17 protein-coding genes are annotated in these 16,790 nt (G+C 62.8%); 5 read left to right on the top strand and 12 right to left on the bottom strand.

What is annotated here, in order from left to right:
• Window positions 1–109: 109 nt before the first annotated feature.
• From VGE08_RS15635 to VGE08_RS15620, 4 genes are read right to left on the bottom strand one after another with little or no spacing between them, the layout of a single operon-like run.
• Entirely contained in the window at window positions 110–1,390 is a 1,281-nt protein-coding gene (locus VGE08_RS15635) for a dihydrolipoamide acetyltransferase family protein (RefSeq protein WP_331068840.1), read from the bottom strand.
• Entirely contained in the window at window positions 1,387–2,403 is a 1,017-nt protein-coding gene (locus VGE08_RS15630) for an alpha-ketoacid dehydrogenase subunit beta (RefSeq protein ID WP_331068839.1), read from the bottom strand. Before VGE08_RS15630 ends, VGE08_RS15635 begins: the two co-directional genes overlap by 4 nt.
• Window positions 2,400–3,644 (bottom strand): thiamine pyrophosphate-dependent enzyme, encoded by a 1,245-nt coding sequence (locus VGE08_RS15625; protein WP_331068838.1) that lies wholly within the window; start codon window positions 3,642–3,644, stop codon window positions 2,400–2,402. The genes VGE08_RS15630 and VGE08_RS15625 overlap by 4 nt, the downstream gene beginning before the upstream one ends.
• 2 nt (window positions 3,645–3,646) lie before the next feature.
• Entirely contained in the window at window positions 3,647–4,012 is a 366-nt protein-coding gene (locus tag VGE08_RS15620) for a hypothetical protein (RefSeq protein ID WP_331068837.1), read from the bottom strand.
• Window positions 4,013–4,176: 164 nt separating this feature from the next.
• Here VGE08_RS15620 and VGE08_RS15615 point away from each other — a divergent pair, with 164 nt between their 5' ends.
• From VGE08_RS15615 to VGE08_RS15605, 3 genes are all read left to right on the top strand, one after another.
• Window positions 4,177–4,728: an Lrp/AsnC ligand binding domain-containing protein gene (locus tag VGE08_RS15615; protein WP_331068836.1), complete on the top strand. Its 552-nt coding sequence runs from the start codon at window positions 4,177–4,179 to the stop codon at window positions 4,726–4,728.
• A 214-nt stretch (window positions 4,729–4,942) separates the two neighbouring features.
• Window positions 4,943–5,419, top strand: coding sequence for a hypothetical protein (locus VGE08_RS15610; RefSeq protein WP_331068835.1), 477 nt, complete (start codon window positions 4,943–4,945; stop codon window positions 5,417–5,419).
• A 388-nt stretch (window positions 5,420–5,807) separates the two neighbouring features.
• A complete protein-coding gene (locus tag VGE08_RS15605) occupies window positions 5,808–7,490 on the top strand; it encodes a serine/threonine-protein kinase (RefSeq protein ID WP_331068834.1) in 1,683 nt (560 codons plus the stop codon).
• Window positions 7,491–7,502: 12 nt separating this feature from the next.
• Here VGE08_RS15605 and VGE08_RS15600 read toward each other — a convergent pair whose 3' ends face one another.
• The 8 genes from VGE08_RS15600 to VGE08_RS15565 form a co-directional block, all read right to left on the bottom strand.
• Window positions 7,503–9,050: a PH domain-containing protein gene (locus VGE08_RS15600; protein WP_331068833.1), complete on the bottom strand. Its 1,548-nt coding sequence runs from the start codon at window positions 9,048–9,050 to the stop codon at window positions 7,503–7,505.
• Window positions 9,040–9,495: a PH domain-containing protein gene (locus tag VGE08_RS15595; protein WP_331068832.1), complete on the bottom strand. Its 456-nt coding sequence runs from the start codon at window positions 9,493–9,495 to the stop codon at window positions 9,040–9,042. Before VGE08_RS15595 ends, VGE08_RS15600 begins: the two co-directional genes overlap by 11 nt.
• Before the next feature lie 225 nt (window positions 9,496–9,720).
• A complete protein-coding gene (locus VGE08_RS15590; RefSeq protein ID WP_331068831.1) occupies window positions 9,721–10,131 on the bottom strand; it encodes a type II toxin-antitoxin system VapC family toxin in 411 nt (136 codons plus the stop codon).
• A gap of 21 nt (window positions 10,132–10,152) precedes the next feature.
• Window positions 10,153–10,431 (bottom strand): type II toxin-antitoxin system prevent-host-death family antitoxin, encoded by a 279-nt coding sequence (locus VGE08_RS15585; RefSeq protein WP_331068830.1) that lies wholly within the window; start codon window positions 10,429–10,431, stop codon window positions 10,153–10,155.
• A gap of 50 nt (window positions 10,432–10,481) precedes the next feature.
• Window positions 10,482–11,339, bottom strand: a complete 858-nt coding sequence (locus VGE08_RS15580) for a DNA ligase (protein ID WP_331068829.1) — start codon at window positions 11,337–11,339, stop codon at window positions 10,482–10,484.
• A 257-nt stretch (window positions 11,340–11,596) separates the two neighbouring features.
• The gene (locus VGE08_RS15575) at window positions 11,597–12,214 is read right to left on the bottom strand and encodes a TIGR02466 family protein (RefSeq protein WP_331068828.1); all 618 of its coding nucleotides are present in this window, start codon (window positions 12,212–12,214) and stop codon (window positions 11,597–11,599) included.
• A gap of 64 nt (window positions 12,215–12,278) precedes the next feature.
• Window positions 12,279–13,760 (bottom strand): nitronate monooxygenase, encoded by a 1,482-nt coding sequence (locus VGE08_RS15570; RefSeq protein WP_331068827.1) that lies wholly within the window; start codon window positions 13,758–13,760, stop codon window positions 12,279–12,281.
• Window positions 13,757–14,125, bottom strand: coding sequence for a DUF488 domain-containing protein (locus VGE08_RS15565; protein ID WP_331068826.1), 369 nt, complete (start codon window positions 14,123–14,125; stop codon window positions 13,757–13,759). Before VGE08_RS15565 ends, VGE08_RS15570 begins: the two co-directional genes overlap by 4 nt.
• 177 nt (window positions 14,126–14,302) lie before the next feature.
• Here VGE08_RS15565 and dgcA point away from each other — a divergent pair, with 177 nt between their 5' ends.
• Complete coding sequence (gene dgcA / locus VGE08_RS15560) at window positions 14,303–15,283, top strand: N-acetyl-D-Glu racemase DgcA (protein WP_331068825.1); 981 nt, start codon at window positions 14,303–14,305, stop codon at window positions 15,281–15,283.
• 256 nt (window positions 15,284–15,539) lie between these two features.
• Window positions 15,540–16,742 (top strand): ornithine--oxo-acid transaminase, encoded by a 1,203-nt coding sequence (gene rocD, locus VGE08_RS15555; protein WP_331068824.1) that lies wholly within the window; start codon window positions 15,540–15,542, stop codon window positions 16,740–16,742.
• The last annotated feature ends 48 nt before the right edge of the window (window positions 16,743–16,790 follow it).

The raw sequence follows: 16,790 nt of genomic DNA, 5'->3' as shown, positions 1-16,790 counted from the left end.
CGCGAATCGCAGTGCCGCAGGCTGACCGGCAACGGGCCGTGTGAAGAACATCACACGGCCCGCGGCGCTGTTTCTTAGGGGAATGGACCAACCGGGCCCGGCCCAGATCTCAGTCGCGAATGAAGATCGCGGCCGGCTGTTCCAGCTTTTCCTTCAGCGCCTGGATGGCCTCGGCGGCATCATAGCCGTCGATGAAGCGATGATCGAACGAGGAGGAGATGTTCATCATCAGCCGCACCGCCACGGCGCCGTTGACGATCACCGGCCGCTCTATGGCCTTGTTGATGCCCACGATGGCCACCTCCGGCGCATTGATGATCGGCGTCGACACGATGCCGCCGAGCTTGCCCAGGCTGGTGATGGTAATGGTCGAGCCCTGCAACTCGTTGCGGCTCGCCGTGCCATCGCGTGCCGCGCTGGAAACGCGTCGGATCTCGGCGGCGATCTCCTTCAGGGACAGGGATTCCGCATGCCGCACTACCGGCACCTTGAGTCCGTCGTTGGTTTGAGTGGCGATGCCGACGTGAATGCCCTCGTGGCGCACGAGCACGTTGCGCTCCGAGTCATAGCGCGAGTTGATCTTGGGGAACTGCTCGACCACTCGCACCAGCGCCATCGCGAGGAACGGCAGGTAGGTGTATGAAGGCGAGCCCTTGGGCAGCTGCGAATTGAGATGTTTGCGCAGCCGCTCCAACTCGGTGAGGTCGACTTCCTCGACGTAAGCGAAGTGCGGAATGTTTCGCTTCGAGTCGGCGACCCGCTGCGCACTCACGCGGCGCACGCCGAGAATGCGGATCTCCTCCGTGCCGGTGCGCGCTGCAGGCCGGCCAGTGGAAGAAACTCTTGGGGCCGGTGCCTTGCCGACCTGTCGCTCCTGAATCGCAGCCTCGAGATCCTGGCGCTGAATGCGGCCATCGCGGCCTGTGCCAGTGACCGTCGTCAGATCGATGCCCGATTGCTTGGCGCGCGCGCGAGTGGCCGGCGATGCCATCACACGGCCTGATGACTTGCTCGGGGCTGGAGCGGCACCGTTGCCGTTGCTGGCAGGGCTGCTCGACTTCTCGGGAGCGCTCTGAGCTGCGGACTTACCGTTAGCCGCCGGCGCTTGCGCGGGCGCTGCCGCCGACTCTGCCTCGGCAGAGGCTCCGGCTTCGGTTTCGAGCACGTACAACTCGGCGCCGACCGCGATCTGATCGCCTGGCTCGCCGGCGAGCGACACGACTTTGCCTGTGACCGGCGCCGGCAATTCAACGACTGCCTTGTCGGTGGACATCTCCACGATGGGCTGGTCTTCGCCGATCTGATCGCCGACCTTGACCTTCCAGGCCACGATCTCCGAGGACGTCGTGCCTTCACCGAGATCGGGCAGCTTCACCACATGACGGCTCATGACGCCTCCATTGTTGCTTTAATGGCGGCCATGACGCGCGCCTGACCAGGAAAGTATTCCCACTCGAACGCATGCGGATAGGGCGTATCCCAACCCGCCACGCGCAGCACAGGCGCTTCCAGGTGCCAGAAACATTCCTCTTGAATGGTGGACACGACTTCGCCGCCGAAGCCACCGAAGCGCGTGGCCTCGTGCGCGACGATGCAGCGGCCGGTTTTCTTCACCGAGCTCACGATGGTTTCCACATCGAGCGGCACGATCGAACGCAGGTCGATCACTTCGGCATCGACGCCGGCTCTTTCCGCGGTGGCGACGCACACGTGCACCATCGTGCCGTAAGTGATGATGGTGAGCTGGCTGCCGGGGCGAACGACCTCGGCCACGCCGAGGTCGACGCGATAGTGGCCGTCGGGAACATCGCCGCGCGGATGTGAGCTCCAGCCTACCGCCGGTTTGTTCGGATCGCCGTCGAAAGGACCGTTATAGAGCCGCTTGGGCTCCAGGAAGATCACCGGATCGTCTTCCTCGATGGAGGCGATCAACAGCCCCTTGGCGTCGTACGGATTGGAGGGGATCACGACTTTCAGGCCGGAGACATGCGCGAAGATGGCTTCCGGGCTTTGCGAGTGCGTCTGGCCGCCACGAATGCCGCCGCCGCACGGCGTGCGAATCGTCACGGGGGCGCAGAAATCGCCGCCGCTGCGATACCGGATACGCGCCAGCTCACTGACGATCTGGTCGTAGGCGGGATAGATGTAGTCGGCGAACTGGATTTCCGCCACGGGACGCAAGCCGTTCACGCTCATGCCGATGGCCGTGGCGACGATGCCGCCCTCGGAGATCGGCGAGTCGAGCACGCGATGCTCGCCATACTTGCGCTGCAGTCCGTCGGTGACGCGGAACACGCCGCCGAAGTAACCTACGTCCTCGCCCATCAAGACGACGCCGGGATCGCGCGCCATCATCACATCCATGGCGGAGTTCAGCGCCTGGATCATGTTCATCTGAGTCATTTCTGCGCGCGCTCCTTCAGTTCCTGCAGCAGCTGCATGCGCTGCCGCGCCAGGGCGGGTGTCATTTCTTTGAAGACATCCTCGAACATGGTTTCAGGATCGAGCTGCGGGCCGTCGGTGAGGGTGCCGTAGGTCACGGCTTCCTTCCACGCCTGGCTCACCTGCTTCTCGCATTCTTTGAGCAGCGTCTGGTCGCGTTCGTCGGACCATTCGCCCAGCGCGATCAGGTGCGACTTCAGGCGCTGGATGGGATCGCCGAGCGGCCAATGCTCGTGCTCGTCCTTGGGGCGATAGCGCGACGGATCGTCGCTGGTCGAGTGCGGCGCGGCTCGATAGGTCACCAGCTCGATCAACGTCGGGCCGGCGCCGGTGCGGGCGCGCTCGGCGGCCCACTGGGTCACCGCGTACACGGCCAGGAAATCGTTGCCGTCGACGCGAATGCCAGGCATGCCGTAGCCCGGTCCGCGCGAGGCGAACGAGCGGCCTTCACCGCCGGCAAAAGTCTGAAAGGTCGAGATCGCCCATTGATTGTTCACCACGTTGAGGATGACGGGTGCTTTGTAGATCTGCGCGAACAGCAGCGCGTAATGGAAGTCCGCCTCAGCGGTGCTGCCGTCGCCGAGCCAGCTGGCGGCGATGTGATCCTCGCCCTTGATGGCCGCGGCCATCGCCCAGCCCACGGCCTGTGGGAACTGCGTGGCGAGATTGCCTGAGATCGAAAACAGATTGGCTTCGGCCGAGTGATACATGACGGGTAGCTGACGGCCTTTACACATGTCCCGCGTGTTGGACAGCAATTGGCACATCAGGTCGACGATTTTCATGCCGCGGGCGATATGCAGGCCCTGTACGCGGTAAGAAGGAAACAGCATGTCGCTCGGATGCAGCGCCATGTTCGCCGCGACGGCCACGGCTTCTTCGCCAGTCGACTTCATGTAGAAGGTAGTCCTTCCCTGACGCTGCGCGCGATGCATGCGATCGTCGAATACGCGTGTCAGCACCATGTGGCGCAAACCAAGCTCCAGATCAGCCGGCGCGAGATGCGGATTCCAAGGCCCGACGGCCTGGTGCTTGTCATCGAGCACACGGACCATGTCGCGTGAAAGGAATTCCGTATCGGTCAGCGACGCATTCGGGTCCGGCCGGGCGGCGGCGCCGGCGGGCGATATCGCGACATAGCTGAAGTCCGGCTTTTCGCCGGGACGAGCCGGCGGCCTCGGTACGTGCAAACGGGATCGCATCATCAAGCCTCCGCGAGCAGCTGGCGCGCCGTCTCGTCCTCCAACTCGCTGGTGGGACGATGGGTCGCGCTGGAGCGCGCAAAAATTTCCCTAAGTCGGACGGGAATTCGAAGGATCTCCGCGGTGACGGACTCGAGCGTCGCACCGCCGAGATAGTCACGACCAACGCTGATGATGCCACCTGCGTTGATCACATAGTCGGGCGCATACAAGATGCCGGCCGCATGCAGCTTCGCGCCATCGACGTCGAGCGTGACCCCCGTCTTGCCGCGGCCCGGCGGCATGGCCGCGATCGCTCGCAGGCCGATGGCAGCGTCGTGCGCGAAGACCATGCGCTCGTGCTGATCGAACGACGGATGATCGAACATGCTGGTTGGCAGATGATCTGTGCTGTCTGAGCCGGCGTTATCGTGCCGGCTGGCTCGCTGGTGCGCTCCGTCTGCTCCGGAGCATAATGCGCTACAATACCGACAGATTCGTAGCATAGTCTGCCAAATGAGCGCGCATTAATAGTGGACTCTACTGGACCATCATGAGCAGCAATTCTCCTTTCCGCGACTCGGGGCGCGAGCTGGACCGGGTCGACCGGCAGATTCTGTCGCTGTTGCAGGCGGATGGCCGGCTGACCGTCGCCGAGCTGGCGCGCAACGTGAACCTGACGCTCACGCCATGCATCGAGCGGGTACGGCGCCTGGAGCGCGAGGGGTTCATCGATGGCTACTACGCGCATCTGAACCCGAAACGGCTCGGGCAGACCATGCTGGCGTTTACGGAAGTCACGCTCGATCACGCCACACAGGATGTGTTTCAGCGCTTCAAGGAAGCCGTGCAGCTGGTCGAGGAGATCGTGGAATGTCACATGGTCGCCGGTGGTTTCGACTATTTGATCAAGACTCGTGTGCAGGACATGGATGAATACCGGCGCGTGCTCGGCGACAAGATCGTCAACGTGCGCGGTGTGCGTCACACGCAGACCTACTTCGTGCTCGAAGAAGTGAAGTCGACGCATGCGGTCCGCGTGCGTGTCGGCGACGCTGGACGTGCGGCTGCGCTGGCGCCGAAGCGCCGCCGCGTCAGAAGTTGAGGAGAAGACCCTCGCCCGGCTCTTTCACTTGCGCCAGGAGGAACTGCCAGCCCGCGGAGAACCGCGGCCGGTGACCTTCGAACTCGCGCGGCTACGTGAGCTTCTTCCGTGCGGGCGAGGGTCTTCTGCCGACCATGCACTAGAGATCGAGGCGCGTGAGACAGTTGTCCCCCGCACGTGCCACGATAGCGGCACGGCAGACAGGAGCGGTGCAATGACTCGATCCGACTCGCCCTTGCAGGCATTGGAAGAAGCGAGCCGCGCGTTGCGCGGTCTCCTGGGAGTAGTCATTCAGGTGGAGCGGCGCTTCGGGCGCGAGCAGTCGCCGTTAGCTCTGTTGCGCCAGATTACGGAAGATCCGGAGTGGGCCTGGCTGCGGCCGCTGTATCAGTTGATCGCTGACGTCGATCACGCTGTGCACGACGGCGATCTGCCGGTGACTGAAGTGGCTGCGATCGGATCTCATGCAACGGCGCTGCTATCGGGCGTCGGCGCGCCGATCGAGCAGGCGTTTCTGGAACGTTATCGGGATCTGCTGCAAACCGCCCCGGAGGTGGCGATGGCGCACTCGACCGCCTTGCAGGCCATTCGCAAGCTACCTCCGGAATCCGATAACGAAGCCGAGCGCCTGCATGCCCGTCATCAATGGGCCATGCGTTGCAAGCATCGACGTGAGGGCCAGCAGAGATGAACGCGCCGTCGGGCCGTTCAGCGTTCATGTTATGTCGTGAACGGAGCGTGCCAACGACGCTCGACGCGCGCTGATTTGCGCAAACGCGTGCGCATTTGGCGACACGGGTCGCATTTTCGGCGGCCCGCCGCCATCTTGCCGAAAACTCATCGCCCGACGACCGGCAGCCTGCGGCCGATAACTGGTTGAAAAACTCCTCGAGACGGTCGCTGAGCGCTGTCTTTATCAGCTTTCGGGCCGCTTCGGCAGTGTCTGCTTGTGGAGGCACTTTTCAAGCTGTCAGTGCTAGTGCAATGTTGTCGTCCCCGGAATCGACAGCGCGGGAATATAAAATGTCCGGGACGAACTTTTTGCCTTTGGCCTTTGCACGGAAGAATTGCTAACTACTATGTCCAGCCGTCTGGAGAATGCTCTGATGCTGCTTGGGCTGGAGTCAGCCGACGATCCGGCCACGTTATGGCAAAACTATACGGATCGCCTGGCAGTCCTGCAGCACAAGCTCATCAATGCCGAGACTCCGGCTGCCCAGGAGGCCGCCCAGCAGGATCTGGCGCGCCTGGTCGCCGCCTATCAAACGGCGCGTAGCGCTACCGAGCCGGCCACGCGTCAGGTGAATCGCGATGCCGTCACCATGATGCGCATGGATGACCTGGCCGAGCCCGAGCTGCAGGTTCATCAAGGTTCCAATGTCGTCATCGGTCCCGGTGTGGTTCTGCAGGGCCGTTATGAGATTCAGGCCGTGCTGGGCGACGGCGGCATGGGTCGCGTGTTCGCGGCTCGCGATCGCTTGAAAGACGAAGAAGTCGCGATCAAGGTGCTGCGTAACGAATTGCTTTCCAGCGCCGCGGCGCGTGGCAGATTCCTTTCCGAAGCGAAAGTCTCCTGCAAGCTCGCCCATCCGAACATCGTGCGAGTGTTCGACGTCGGCGTGGCGAGCGGCCGATATTTCTTCACGATGGAGCGCCTGCGGGGCGTGAGTTTGCGGCGTCGTATGCAGGCGCAACTTGCGACCGGCAAACCCTTCCCGGTGGAAGAGGCGACCGCGATCGGCGAACAGTTGCTGGAAGCCTTGCGTCACGCGCATCGCTTCATCGTCCATCGCGATCTCAAGCCCGAGAACGTATGGATCGACAGCAGCGGCGTCGTGAAGCTGATGGATTTCGGCATTGCGCGCGCCTACCAGTACAACGAGCTGACTCGCACCGGTATGAACCTGGGCACGGCGTACTACATGGCGCCCGAGCAGCATGCGGACGCGAAGGAAGTCGACTGGCGTGCCGATCAATATGCTTTCGGCGTGCTCATGTATGAATTGTTGACCGGCCGCGTGCCGATGGGCGCGGTGCAGCCGATCGAGAAGGTCCGTCGCGATATTCCGCGTCAGCTTGCTCGCGCCGTCATGCGTGCGATGTCGATGCGGCCAGAAGCTCGATTCGATTCGCTACGCGAGCTGCAGAGTCGCATCGTCGCGCGCCGCGAAGACGATGTGCCTGGCGTGATCTACAACGCCTTCGGTCGCTCCATCGCATTGGGCACCATCGCCGGCGCGTTGTTCGCCTACTTCGACAGCTTGAGCATCGGGCGCATTCACGAATGGATGTATCCATCCGGCATCGCGGTCGGCATAGGCACGGCCTTGATGGTGGAGTTTTGCGAGACATTCTTCCGCTCGCGCTATCGCAGTCACGTGATCGGTGCGTTCGTAGCCACGGTGGCATGGATCGCCCTGGTGCTGGTCGTGGCGCAGAAGCTCAGCGGTCTCAGCAATGGATTGGTAATGATGTTGTGCGGCTCGGTGTGGGCCAGCAGCATGGATTACGTGACGCGCCGTTGGCGCATCGCCGCCGGGCGTTTCCGCATCGAAGTGGCATTCATAGGCGCGGTGTTCGGCAGCTTGCTCGGACTTGCACTGCTGGTGCAGGCCGATCAGGTCACCGAGCGGAATTATCTCTACAGCGCGCTCAGCGGCATCTTGCCGGGCATGATCATCGCCATGGCGTCGCTGCGACGGCGCTTGTGGCGCAAGACTGATTCGTCGTTCTCGCGGATCTTGTCGCTCGCGCGCGATTAGTCGATCTCTCGGCTATCGGACTGCCGGGCTGATTGCTGGCGCCTGGTTCGAAACGGCCTGCGCGCCGGCGGTCCGATACAGCGCTGCCGCCAGCCTCTCGGCCACTTCCGCGCCCAGATAACAGATCCTGATGCCGCCACTCCTTGGGCTTGCGCCGGCGGTATCCACGTAGAGTCGGGCCATGCGACTGCGTCGATCGAACGGTGACGCTTCGACGCTCAATGTTTGCACGCGATCGCGTGGCACGATGGTAAGGCGGCGAGTCAGCCATCCCGAGCGGAACAACACTGCGTCCGCCGCCAGCGCCCAACGCGTGTGCTTCACATACAGATGAGCGTGCGTCCAGGCCAACGGAATGCAGCTCAAGATAACGGCCACTGCGCCCTCGCGCAGGTACCAGATGGCGGGTGCTGTCACGATCAGCACCGACCACGCCAGGCTCTTGCGGAAGATGCGTCTTCGAGCGCCGCGTGCGAGCGGTTGCCAGTCGGGTTCGGTGCTCCAGTCGAGCGCTGGCAGAGCTGCGGCGATCAGTTCCGGTGCGGCGGCAACAGGGCAGATCAGCGCCAGCCAGCGCGTCTTCGTGCGCACATCGTTGCGATCGCCATCGCCTCCACCGCTATCGCCGGCGAGATCGACATCGAGCGACACTCGTTTGAACCAGCGATGCAGCAGCGACTCCGTTTGATGCACCGCCTGAATGCGCCGTGTTCGCAGGGTCAGTGCGACGCGAGTAAACAATCCGTAGCGAGCGCGCAAGTCGCCGCCCACGCGCGTCAGCTTGAAGTCGTGGAATGTGACGATGGCCAGGATTACCGACAGAGCGCGCAGCCCGATGATGGCTGCGAGTATCGTGAACACGCCCAGCGCAATCTGCATCATCAAGCCGAGCGCCGCCAGGTCTGCGGCCGGTGATGATGCGAGCAGTCGATCGAGCAGCACTTGATCGAGTACGAAGACGCCGCTCTCGTGCAGTATCCCTAATGCGGCGGCGACCAGAATCATGCCGCGATTGTCGATCAGGCCCTGGCGCACCAGCTCACCGAGGGGAAGGTGAAGCAACAACTGCTCGTCGGGAGTAGCGACCGATTGTTCGGCCGGTTTCTCTTCGGAGAAAATACGGTCGCGCATGTCTTGAACGGCGCGGAGATCCAGTACGCTGATCAACGCCTCGGGTTTGCCGCCGGTGGACGTTTGCACGCGTACCTCGGCTACGCCGAGCAGGCGTTGTAGCAGGCCACGCTCGGTATCGATGTTTTCGATGCGCGCGTATTCGATGTGCCGCACGTTACGGAAGATCAATCCCTCTCGAATGACCAGTCCGGTGGGGCCGAAGCCGTAGCGATACGTCAGTTGCAACCACACGGCGCGGACCAGCAGCGCGGCCAGGAGGATCGGAAGGATCCAAAGGCCGAACGGCCCCGGCGTGTCATCGCGGACGTTGAAGAAGAGCACGGCGATGAGCGGCAGCACCATCTGCTTGATGGCGCCGCTGAGACCGAACAGCCACGACAGCCCGTGCAGCCGAAGCGTCGGCTGGAAGTTGTCCCTAGACGCCACTGCCGCTGCCTTCCGCGAGCAGCGCGTCGCGCAGGGCGATGGCCTCGTCGTAATTCAAACCGGGAAGCTCGATCTTCGTGTGGCGGCTGCCCGCGGTGTACAGCTTCAATGTGCCGATGCCGTAGCGCCGCTCGAGCGGACCTTGCGATACGTCGGTGTGTTGAATGCGAACCCGCGGCAATGCGATGCGCGAGCGCCAGAGCACGCCGCTCTCGATGGCAATGCCCGTGTCGTCGATCCCATAGCGCAGATGCCGATACGAGAGCGGCGGCCAGCGCCAAGCCAGCAATACACCGCCGACCGCGACCAATAGCGGTGCGAGCGGCCAAAGACCCGGAATCGGAGCGCTGAAGACGGCGATGATCGCCGTGACAAAGAACGTCGTGATCGCCGCGTGCCAACGCCAGACGCCGATGATCGCGGGGTCCACGTGAGAGAGCTGCAAGGGCGCCCGTCCTGAAAGTTGGAAACCGGCGCCGATTCTAACCCGCCGCGAGGCTTGGCTCCGGCCGAGCGCAGGCTAGCTAGGCCCAATGGTGCTTAGTTAACCGTCTTTGTCGCAGCGGTTCGCGGATGGCGGATAGCCAGAAATGAGCTAAATCCTGGCCTCCGTTCTGCCCTAACCGCTAACCGCCAACCACTGCAGGGCGCTAACTAAGTGCCATTGAGGCTAGGCCCAGTTTTCCACTTTCAGGCCCCTGAAAAGCGCGAAGTCGCGCACGTTGGCTGTGACCAGCACCAATTCGTTGCTTTGCGCGATAGCGGCGATCTGACCGTCTACGAACGGCAAGGTCTTGCCGATGCGCTCCAGCCGCTCGCGTTCGGCCGCGTGGACTTTGGCCGCGCGTTCGTCGTACGGCAGGATGTCGAGCGTATGCACTACCTCGGCCAGATAATCTTCCAGCGCTTCGCGGCGCTTGCCCGGCGGCAGGCGTCTGCAACCGTACTGCAACTCATGCCAGACCGGCGCGGCCAGCGCGCATTGGTCGCCTATGGAATTGAGCCGGCGCACGATTCCGGCGTTCGGCACCTTCGCCGCCGCCAGCGACAGCACATTGGTGTCGAGCAAGTAGCGCAGCATGACGCTTGCTGGTGGCCTGGCTTACAAATCGACCTTGCGCCCGGGGCTGCGATCGCGCAGCTTGCGGGCGAAATCGGGCTCCAGGCCCACTTCCGCCAGGGAATGTTTTTTCAGGAACTGCTGATAAGCCTCCCGAAAGCTGGCGCGCTTGCTGTGCAGGCGTTGATATTCGGCGACTGAGATCATGACTGCTACCACCTTGCCTCTTCGAGTCAATTCAACGACCGCACCCGCTTCAACCTCGTCGATGAGGGTGGGCAGGTTGGCTCGTGCCTCGGCGATGGCATAACGTTGCGCCATTCGCCAAATGTACACCTAGATGTACATAAATTCAACCGCGCGCCAGCGCGCTAGTCCGGCCGCGTCCGCAAGAAGCGCGCGAAGCGCGGAATGCCGCGGGCAGTCAGATTCTGATAGCTGTACGTCACCCAGCTGCCCACGGGCGGCGGCTGGCGACGCTGCTCGTCCGTGAATCCGGTGCCGATACGGAACTGCGTGCCATCCGGATTGCGCACGAGCAGGGCGCCGAGCATGCCTGCATACTTTCCCTGGCCGGGCAGGTGTGCGATGACCTGTGCTTCCGCGTCCTGGTAGGGCTTCAGCTTCAACAGATCGTCGCTGCGCTCCGCGCGGTAGAGCGAGTCTTCTCGGTGCAACATCAATCCTTCGCCGCCGGCGCGCGCGATCTTCGCGAGCTGATGGCTCAGGGCGGTCTCGTCAGCGACCCGCAGGTGATCTACCGCGCGCAGCCAATCGAAGGACTGAGATGGCAGTAGCATGCGCAGCGCATCAAGCCGTTCGTTGAATGTTCCTCCGTGCGCCGGTAGATCGAAAACCATGAACCGAATGCGGCGCCAGGCCGTGTCATCCGGATCGAGGTCACGCACCGTTGCCGTGACTCGTTCGAACTGACCGCGGCCTGCCCACAGTTCGCCGTCCAGTGGTGTGTCCGGCCAGTCGCGCGTGAACCATTCCGGGGCATGGATGGTGTTGCCGGCGCGAGTGAGCAGTTTCGTGCCATCCCAGTAAGCGCGGACACCGTCATACTTCTCACTTACCCAATAGCGGGACAGGTCGACGCGCGCATCTTCGTAGTCGTTCGCCAGCAATAGCGGCGGAGGCGCGGCCTCGGCGCATACTGGCGCGCCAACCGTGACGCTTGCGATAGCGGCCATGACCAGTGTCATTGCCGCAGTCGTGCTCGTCATCGAGGGTGATTTGTGTAGAACGTCCATGCTTCCATCCGGGGCCGCGCTCGAGTGTGGCTATGAAAGCATTCGGCGAGGTGGCAAAAATGACGTTTTAACGGCCAGTTTGCCCAGAAATTACCGATCTCGTGCCGGGCGATCGCGTGATATGGGCGAGCGGAAACACGCGCCAGTCACGGTGATCGAGTACCAAGAGATACATCCGCATGCGCTGTACGGTGTCTGCGGCATCGCCAGGATCGTGCTCAGCCAGGCAGTCAGAACCAGTTGTAATTGAAGCTGATGCTGATGCGTTCCGTGGCCACGGGGTTCGCCGGCACTTCGTGCCGGAGCCAGCTTTCGAACAGCACCACCTTGCCTGCTTCAGCGGGCACCACCGACCAGAGTTGATTGGCGGGGCTCGCATCCGCGCGGCGCGGCGGCGCGGCCATGAATTTCTCCAGTCTCGGATCTTCGAACTTCAAACCCGCGCAGCCCTTCGGGGTTTGCACATAGTAGGTGCCGCTGATCGTGGACAGCGGATGCAGGTGCATGCTGTGCGCCACCTGCTGCGGCATGATGTTCACCCAGCAATCGGTCATGGCCAGCTCGCGTCCAGTCATGTCCAGCTCGAGCGCTTTCACAAACGCGCTCACGTGCCGCTGCAGCCGTCGTTCCAGCTGCGCGAACGTCGGCGAGATCTGTTGCATGCGATGGGCCGAGTGATACGAGGTGTATCCGCCCGGATAGTTCTTCTTCGACCACTTTCGTCCCGATTCGTCATCCAGCTGCAATTGCAGGCACTCGCGCAGCAATTGCCTGTTGAACTTGCGCCAGTCGCCCTGCTGCAGCAGGGCGGTGTAGATATGGGTCGGGAACAGCGATTGAATGGCCATGGGCGGCCATTCTACCCGATGGCCATGCTGCCGTTGGCCGGTGGGCTGGACAAACCGGAATGCGTTAGCGTCCAGGTATCTTCAGGCTGGTATTGACGCGGTCGATGTTGCGCTCATGCGCGACGAGCATGCTCGACAAGGCGCGGTGCAAAGAGTCGTCCCGCACTTTGGGCAACAGCGCTCGCAGGCGTTTCACCACCCAACCCTGCCCGCGATTCAAGAACGCGAGCCGCTCGGGCAGGGCGTCGATGGCCATGGCCTTTTCATGAAAGGCGCCGATACGCGACGATGGCTTTGCGCCGAGTGCCAGGATGGCCTTGGTCAGCACGGCACACCAGTGCGCTTCGTCGCGTTGGATGTCTTCCACCAGCATTTCCAGCGACGCATCTGCCACTTCCGCCGCGGTGCGCAGGCAGACACGAGAGCCGGCGCGTTCGGCTTCGAGCAATTCGTTGAGCGCCTCCAGCAGTTCTTCTCGGGATGCATATCCCATGTAGCTGTCATCCGCAGTATTTGCGTAACAGACGGACGAGGCGGATTCTGCGCTTTCCTCGTTGTTGACGCTTTCAGCAGCGAGGATGGCGCTCGCGTCGGCAGCGATGGTTCGAAGCCGGTCGCCTGCATTCACGATCGCGTCGATGCGGCCGACGCCCGTGCCGGAGTACAGCGCCATGGCTTCGAAATCGCCGCTCATGGAGCGAAGCGGCGAATCGGTGCTGAACAGATAGATGGGCCGGCCTTCCTCCTCGCCGATGGCAGTTCGAGTCGACCCGAATGGGTCACCGCGCTCGCCCTTCGTGACGCTGTTGGACAGCACGCGAACCTTTGCTCCGCGCGGCCAGTTGATGTGGAAAATATCGGTGAGCACGGTATCCGAGCCGCTCGCGGTGAGCAGGCGCTCTTTGTGATACGAGTGTGCGAAGGACTCGTGTGTCGCCATCAGCGCCGTGCCGAGCACCGCGCCTTGTGCGCCAAGTGTAAGTACGGTCGCCACATCGCGGCCATCGCTGATTCCCCCGGCGGCGAGCACTGGACAGTCCACTGCCGCAACGATTTGCGGCAGGATGTCTTCGAGCGGAGAGGTGCCACGCACGTGGCCGCCCGCTTCACATCCCTGAGCGATGATGACCTGGGCTCCAGCCTGTCTCGCTGCCACGGCTTCTTCCACCGAGCCGACCTGGCAAATGACCACGATGCCGGCGTCACGCAACCTGCGAACGGTCTCCGAGGAAAGGTCCCAGAACAGCGCTACCACTGGAACTTCGAGCTCGATGCACGCCTGGAGCTGTGCGTCGAGCAGGTCTGGCGGCGTCGCTGCGGGAATCAGATTCACGCCGAAGCGCTGCACGCCGCGCGATCGCATCGCCTGCACTTCACTGCTAATCAGCGCGACCGGCTCGCGAACCATGCCGAGAAATCCGAATCCGCCTGCTTCGGCCACTGCCGCAGCCAACTCCGAGCGGGCGACTCCGCCCATGCCGGCGAGCACCAGGGGATAGGAGCAGCCGAGCAGGTCGCAAACGGGACGATACAGTGCGTGGGTCATGATCCTTTCTTGGCGTGAGTGCGCAGATACTCTGCGAGCACGCGGGCCTGGTTGTGTTCTTCGTCGTGCGCGCTATACAGCAGCGTTACGCGCTTGCGCTTTTGTAACTCGTAGAGCGGCGCCAGGGCTGCCGAGTTGGCCTTCAGCTCGGCGCGATAGCGGGCTTGGAATTGCTGCCAGCGTTCCGGATCGTGGCCGAACCACTTGCGCAACTCCGGGCTGGGCGCGACTTCCTTTAGCCACAGCGTGAGCTTGGCCGCCTCCTTGCTGATGCCGCGTGGCCAGAGTCTATCCACCAGCACTCGGGCCCCATCGCCAGCGGCGGGAGGATCGTAGATGCGCTTGATGTGAAACGTGCCGGCCATGTGCTCATTCGAGCAAAGATGCGCCCGGAAGTCATGCGCAAATGGCGCAAGGGCGCTGCCATTCCCGCTTCGAGGGCTGTTTTCTGTATCCTGGCGGCCCTGCTGCCGGATATTCTCAACTGGCGGCGATATCGCCACAAGGCGATGGCAGCCAACCGGATTGAGTCGGGAGTCGGTGTGAAGCTAACCGTTCAAAAGAAATCATGGCGTTTGCGCGAGCCGTTCATCATTTCGCGCAAATCCTATACCCACAGCGACGTCATCATCGTCGAGCTGGGGGATGGCCAGTTCGTCGGTCGAGGCGAAGCGGCCGGTGTCGACTATCACGGCGAGACACAGGACAGCATGGTCGCGCAGGTGGAAGCGGTGCGAAGCCAGGTGGAGGCGGGCATTACCAGAGCTGAATTGATGCAAGTTCTGCCGATCGGCGGCGCGCGCAATGCGCTCGACTCGGCGTTGTGGGATCTGGAGGCGAAGCGCACGGGACGGCGAGCATGGGACCTGGCGGGTGTGGGCAACACACGCGAGGTGGCAAGCGCGATGACCATCGGCATTCGTTCCATCGCAGGCTACGAAGAGGCGGCTCGAAAGCTGGCGCACTATCGATGGATCAAGATCAAGGTCTCTGAAGAGAATCCGCTGGCGTGCGTGGAGGCCGTGCGGCGGGGCGCGCCGAACTCCCGACTGATTGTCGATGCCAACCAAGCCTGGGATGTGCCGACGCTGTATGCGTTGGGACCGAAGCTCGCGGCGCTGCGAGTCGATCTGCTGGAGCAGCCGGTCCAGGTCGGTGGCGATGACGATCTCGAGCTGGGCCGTTCGCCCATCCCGGTCTGTGCTGACGAAGCCATCGACACGATTGACGATTTGCCGCGTTTGAAGACGCGCTACGAGTTTGTGAACATCAAACTCGACAAGACCGGCGGGTTGACGGCGGCGCTGGAACTGGCACAGGCGGCGCGAGCGCAGGGCATGCGATTGATGGTGGGCTGCATGACTGCAGGGTCAGTGGCACAGGCGCCCGGCATGGTGCTCGCGCAGTTGTGCGAGGTGGTCGATCTGGATGGGCCGTTGCTGCAGGCGGAGGATTGGGAGAATCCGATTCAGTACGATCGCACTGGGGTGATGTCGTGGCCGTCCCCGGCGCTGTGGGGCTGAGGCCGGTGCGAACTTACCGTACCTCCAACCGATGAATCTCGACTGTTGAAAGCGGAACAGCGCTGAATATCGACTTTTTCGCCATTAGATCCAATTCCGGCTCCCGCCAATTTGGCGCATGTCCCAGGCAGCATCATGGGCTTCGTCCCTGACGACGCTTGAAATCACTTATACCTTGCCCGCCCCGGCGCGCGAGGTTACTCGTCTATAGTGTTACCTTATTGGTAGAACGGCCGGCCCGTTCCGGTTTGCCATCATGAAGCTATCCGCCAGCGATCTAAGCGCCATTGAGGCCCGTCTCGGGGCGCGCAACTACAAGCCGCTCGAAGTCACATTGACTCGCGGTGAGGGAGTCTGGGTCTGGGACATCGAGGGCAAGCGCTACCTCGATTGTCTGTCGGCGTATTCGGCCCTCAATCAAGGCCATTGCCATCCCAAGATTCTCGCCGCCATGACCGAGCAGGCGCAGCGCCTCACGCTCACCTCGCGTGCCTTCCGCAACGATCAATTGCCGCTGTTGTACGAGGACCTGGCGAAACTCACCGGCGCCCGCAAGATCCTGCCGATGAACAGCGGCGCCGAAGCCGTCGAGTCGGCGCTCAAGGTCACGCGCAAGTGGGGCTATGAGGTCAAAGGCGTGGCGTCCAACCAGGCCAACATCATCACGTGCTCCAACAACTTTCACGGGCGCACCCTCGGCATCATCGGCTTCAGCACCGACCCGCTGGCGCATAGCCACTATGGTCCGTTCGCGCCGGGCTTCAAGACCGTGCCGTTCGGCGACTTCGATGCCTTGGCCGCGGCTATCGATGACAACACGGTGGCGTTCCTGGTCGAGCCCATTCAAGGCGAGGCTGGCGTGTTGCTGCCGCCGGCAGGTTATTTCCAGCGCGTGCGAGAGCTATGCACCAAAAGCAACGTCGTGCTGGTGTTGGACGAGATCCAGACCGGCCTGGGCCGCACCGGCAAGCTGCTGGCACAGGAGCACGAGGACATCCGGTCCGATCTCACCTTGCTGGGCAAGGCGTTGGCGGGCGGTTTCTATCCCGTGTCCGCCGTGCTGGCCAACAACGATGTGCTCGATGTGCTGCAGCCGGGTACGCACGGCAGCACCTTCGGCGGTAATCCGCTCGGCTGCGCCATCGCTCGAGCGGCACTGCGCGTGCTGGTGGAGGAAGGAATGATCGAGAACGCGCGTGTGCAAGGCGAGTATTTCATGGGCAAGCTGCGCGCGCTCGAGAGCCCGTTGATTCGTGAAGTTCGCGGTCGGGGTTTGATGCTGGCGATCGAGCTGCATCCGGAGGCGGGCGGCGCATACAAATATTGCGAGCGGCTGCGTGACCAGGGGGTGCTTGCGAAGGATACGCACGTCGACACGCTGCGCCTGGCGCCGCCGCTGATCATCAAGCGGGCCGAGATCGATTTCATCTGCGAGGCGCTCTCGAAAGTCTTCGACTGATAAGGTGCGCTTGCCCCGCGTGAGCCGGTGCAAGCGGCCGCGCCGCTC

This window comes from Steroidobacter sp. (assembly GCF_036406195.1).
GTDB lineage: Bacteria > Pseudomonadota > Gammaproteobacteria > Steroidobacterales > Steroidobacteraceae > Steroidobacter.
Note: the sequence above shows the minus strand (reverse complement) of the source record. Positions and strands in the feature narration are given on the sequence as shown.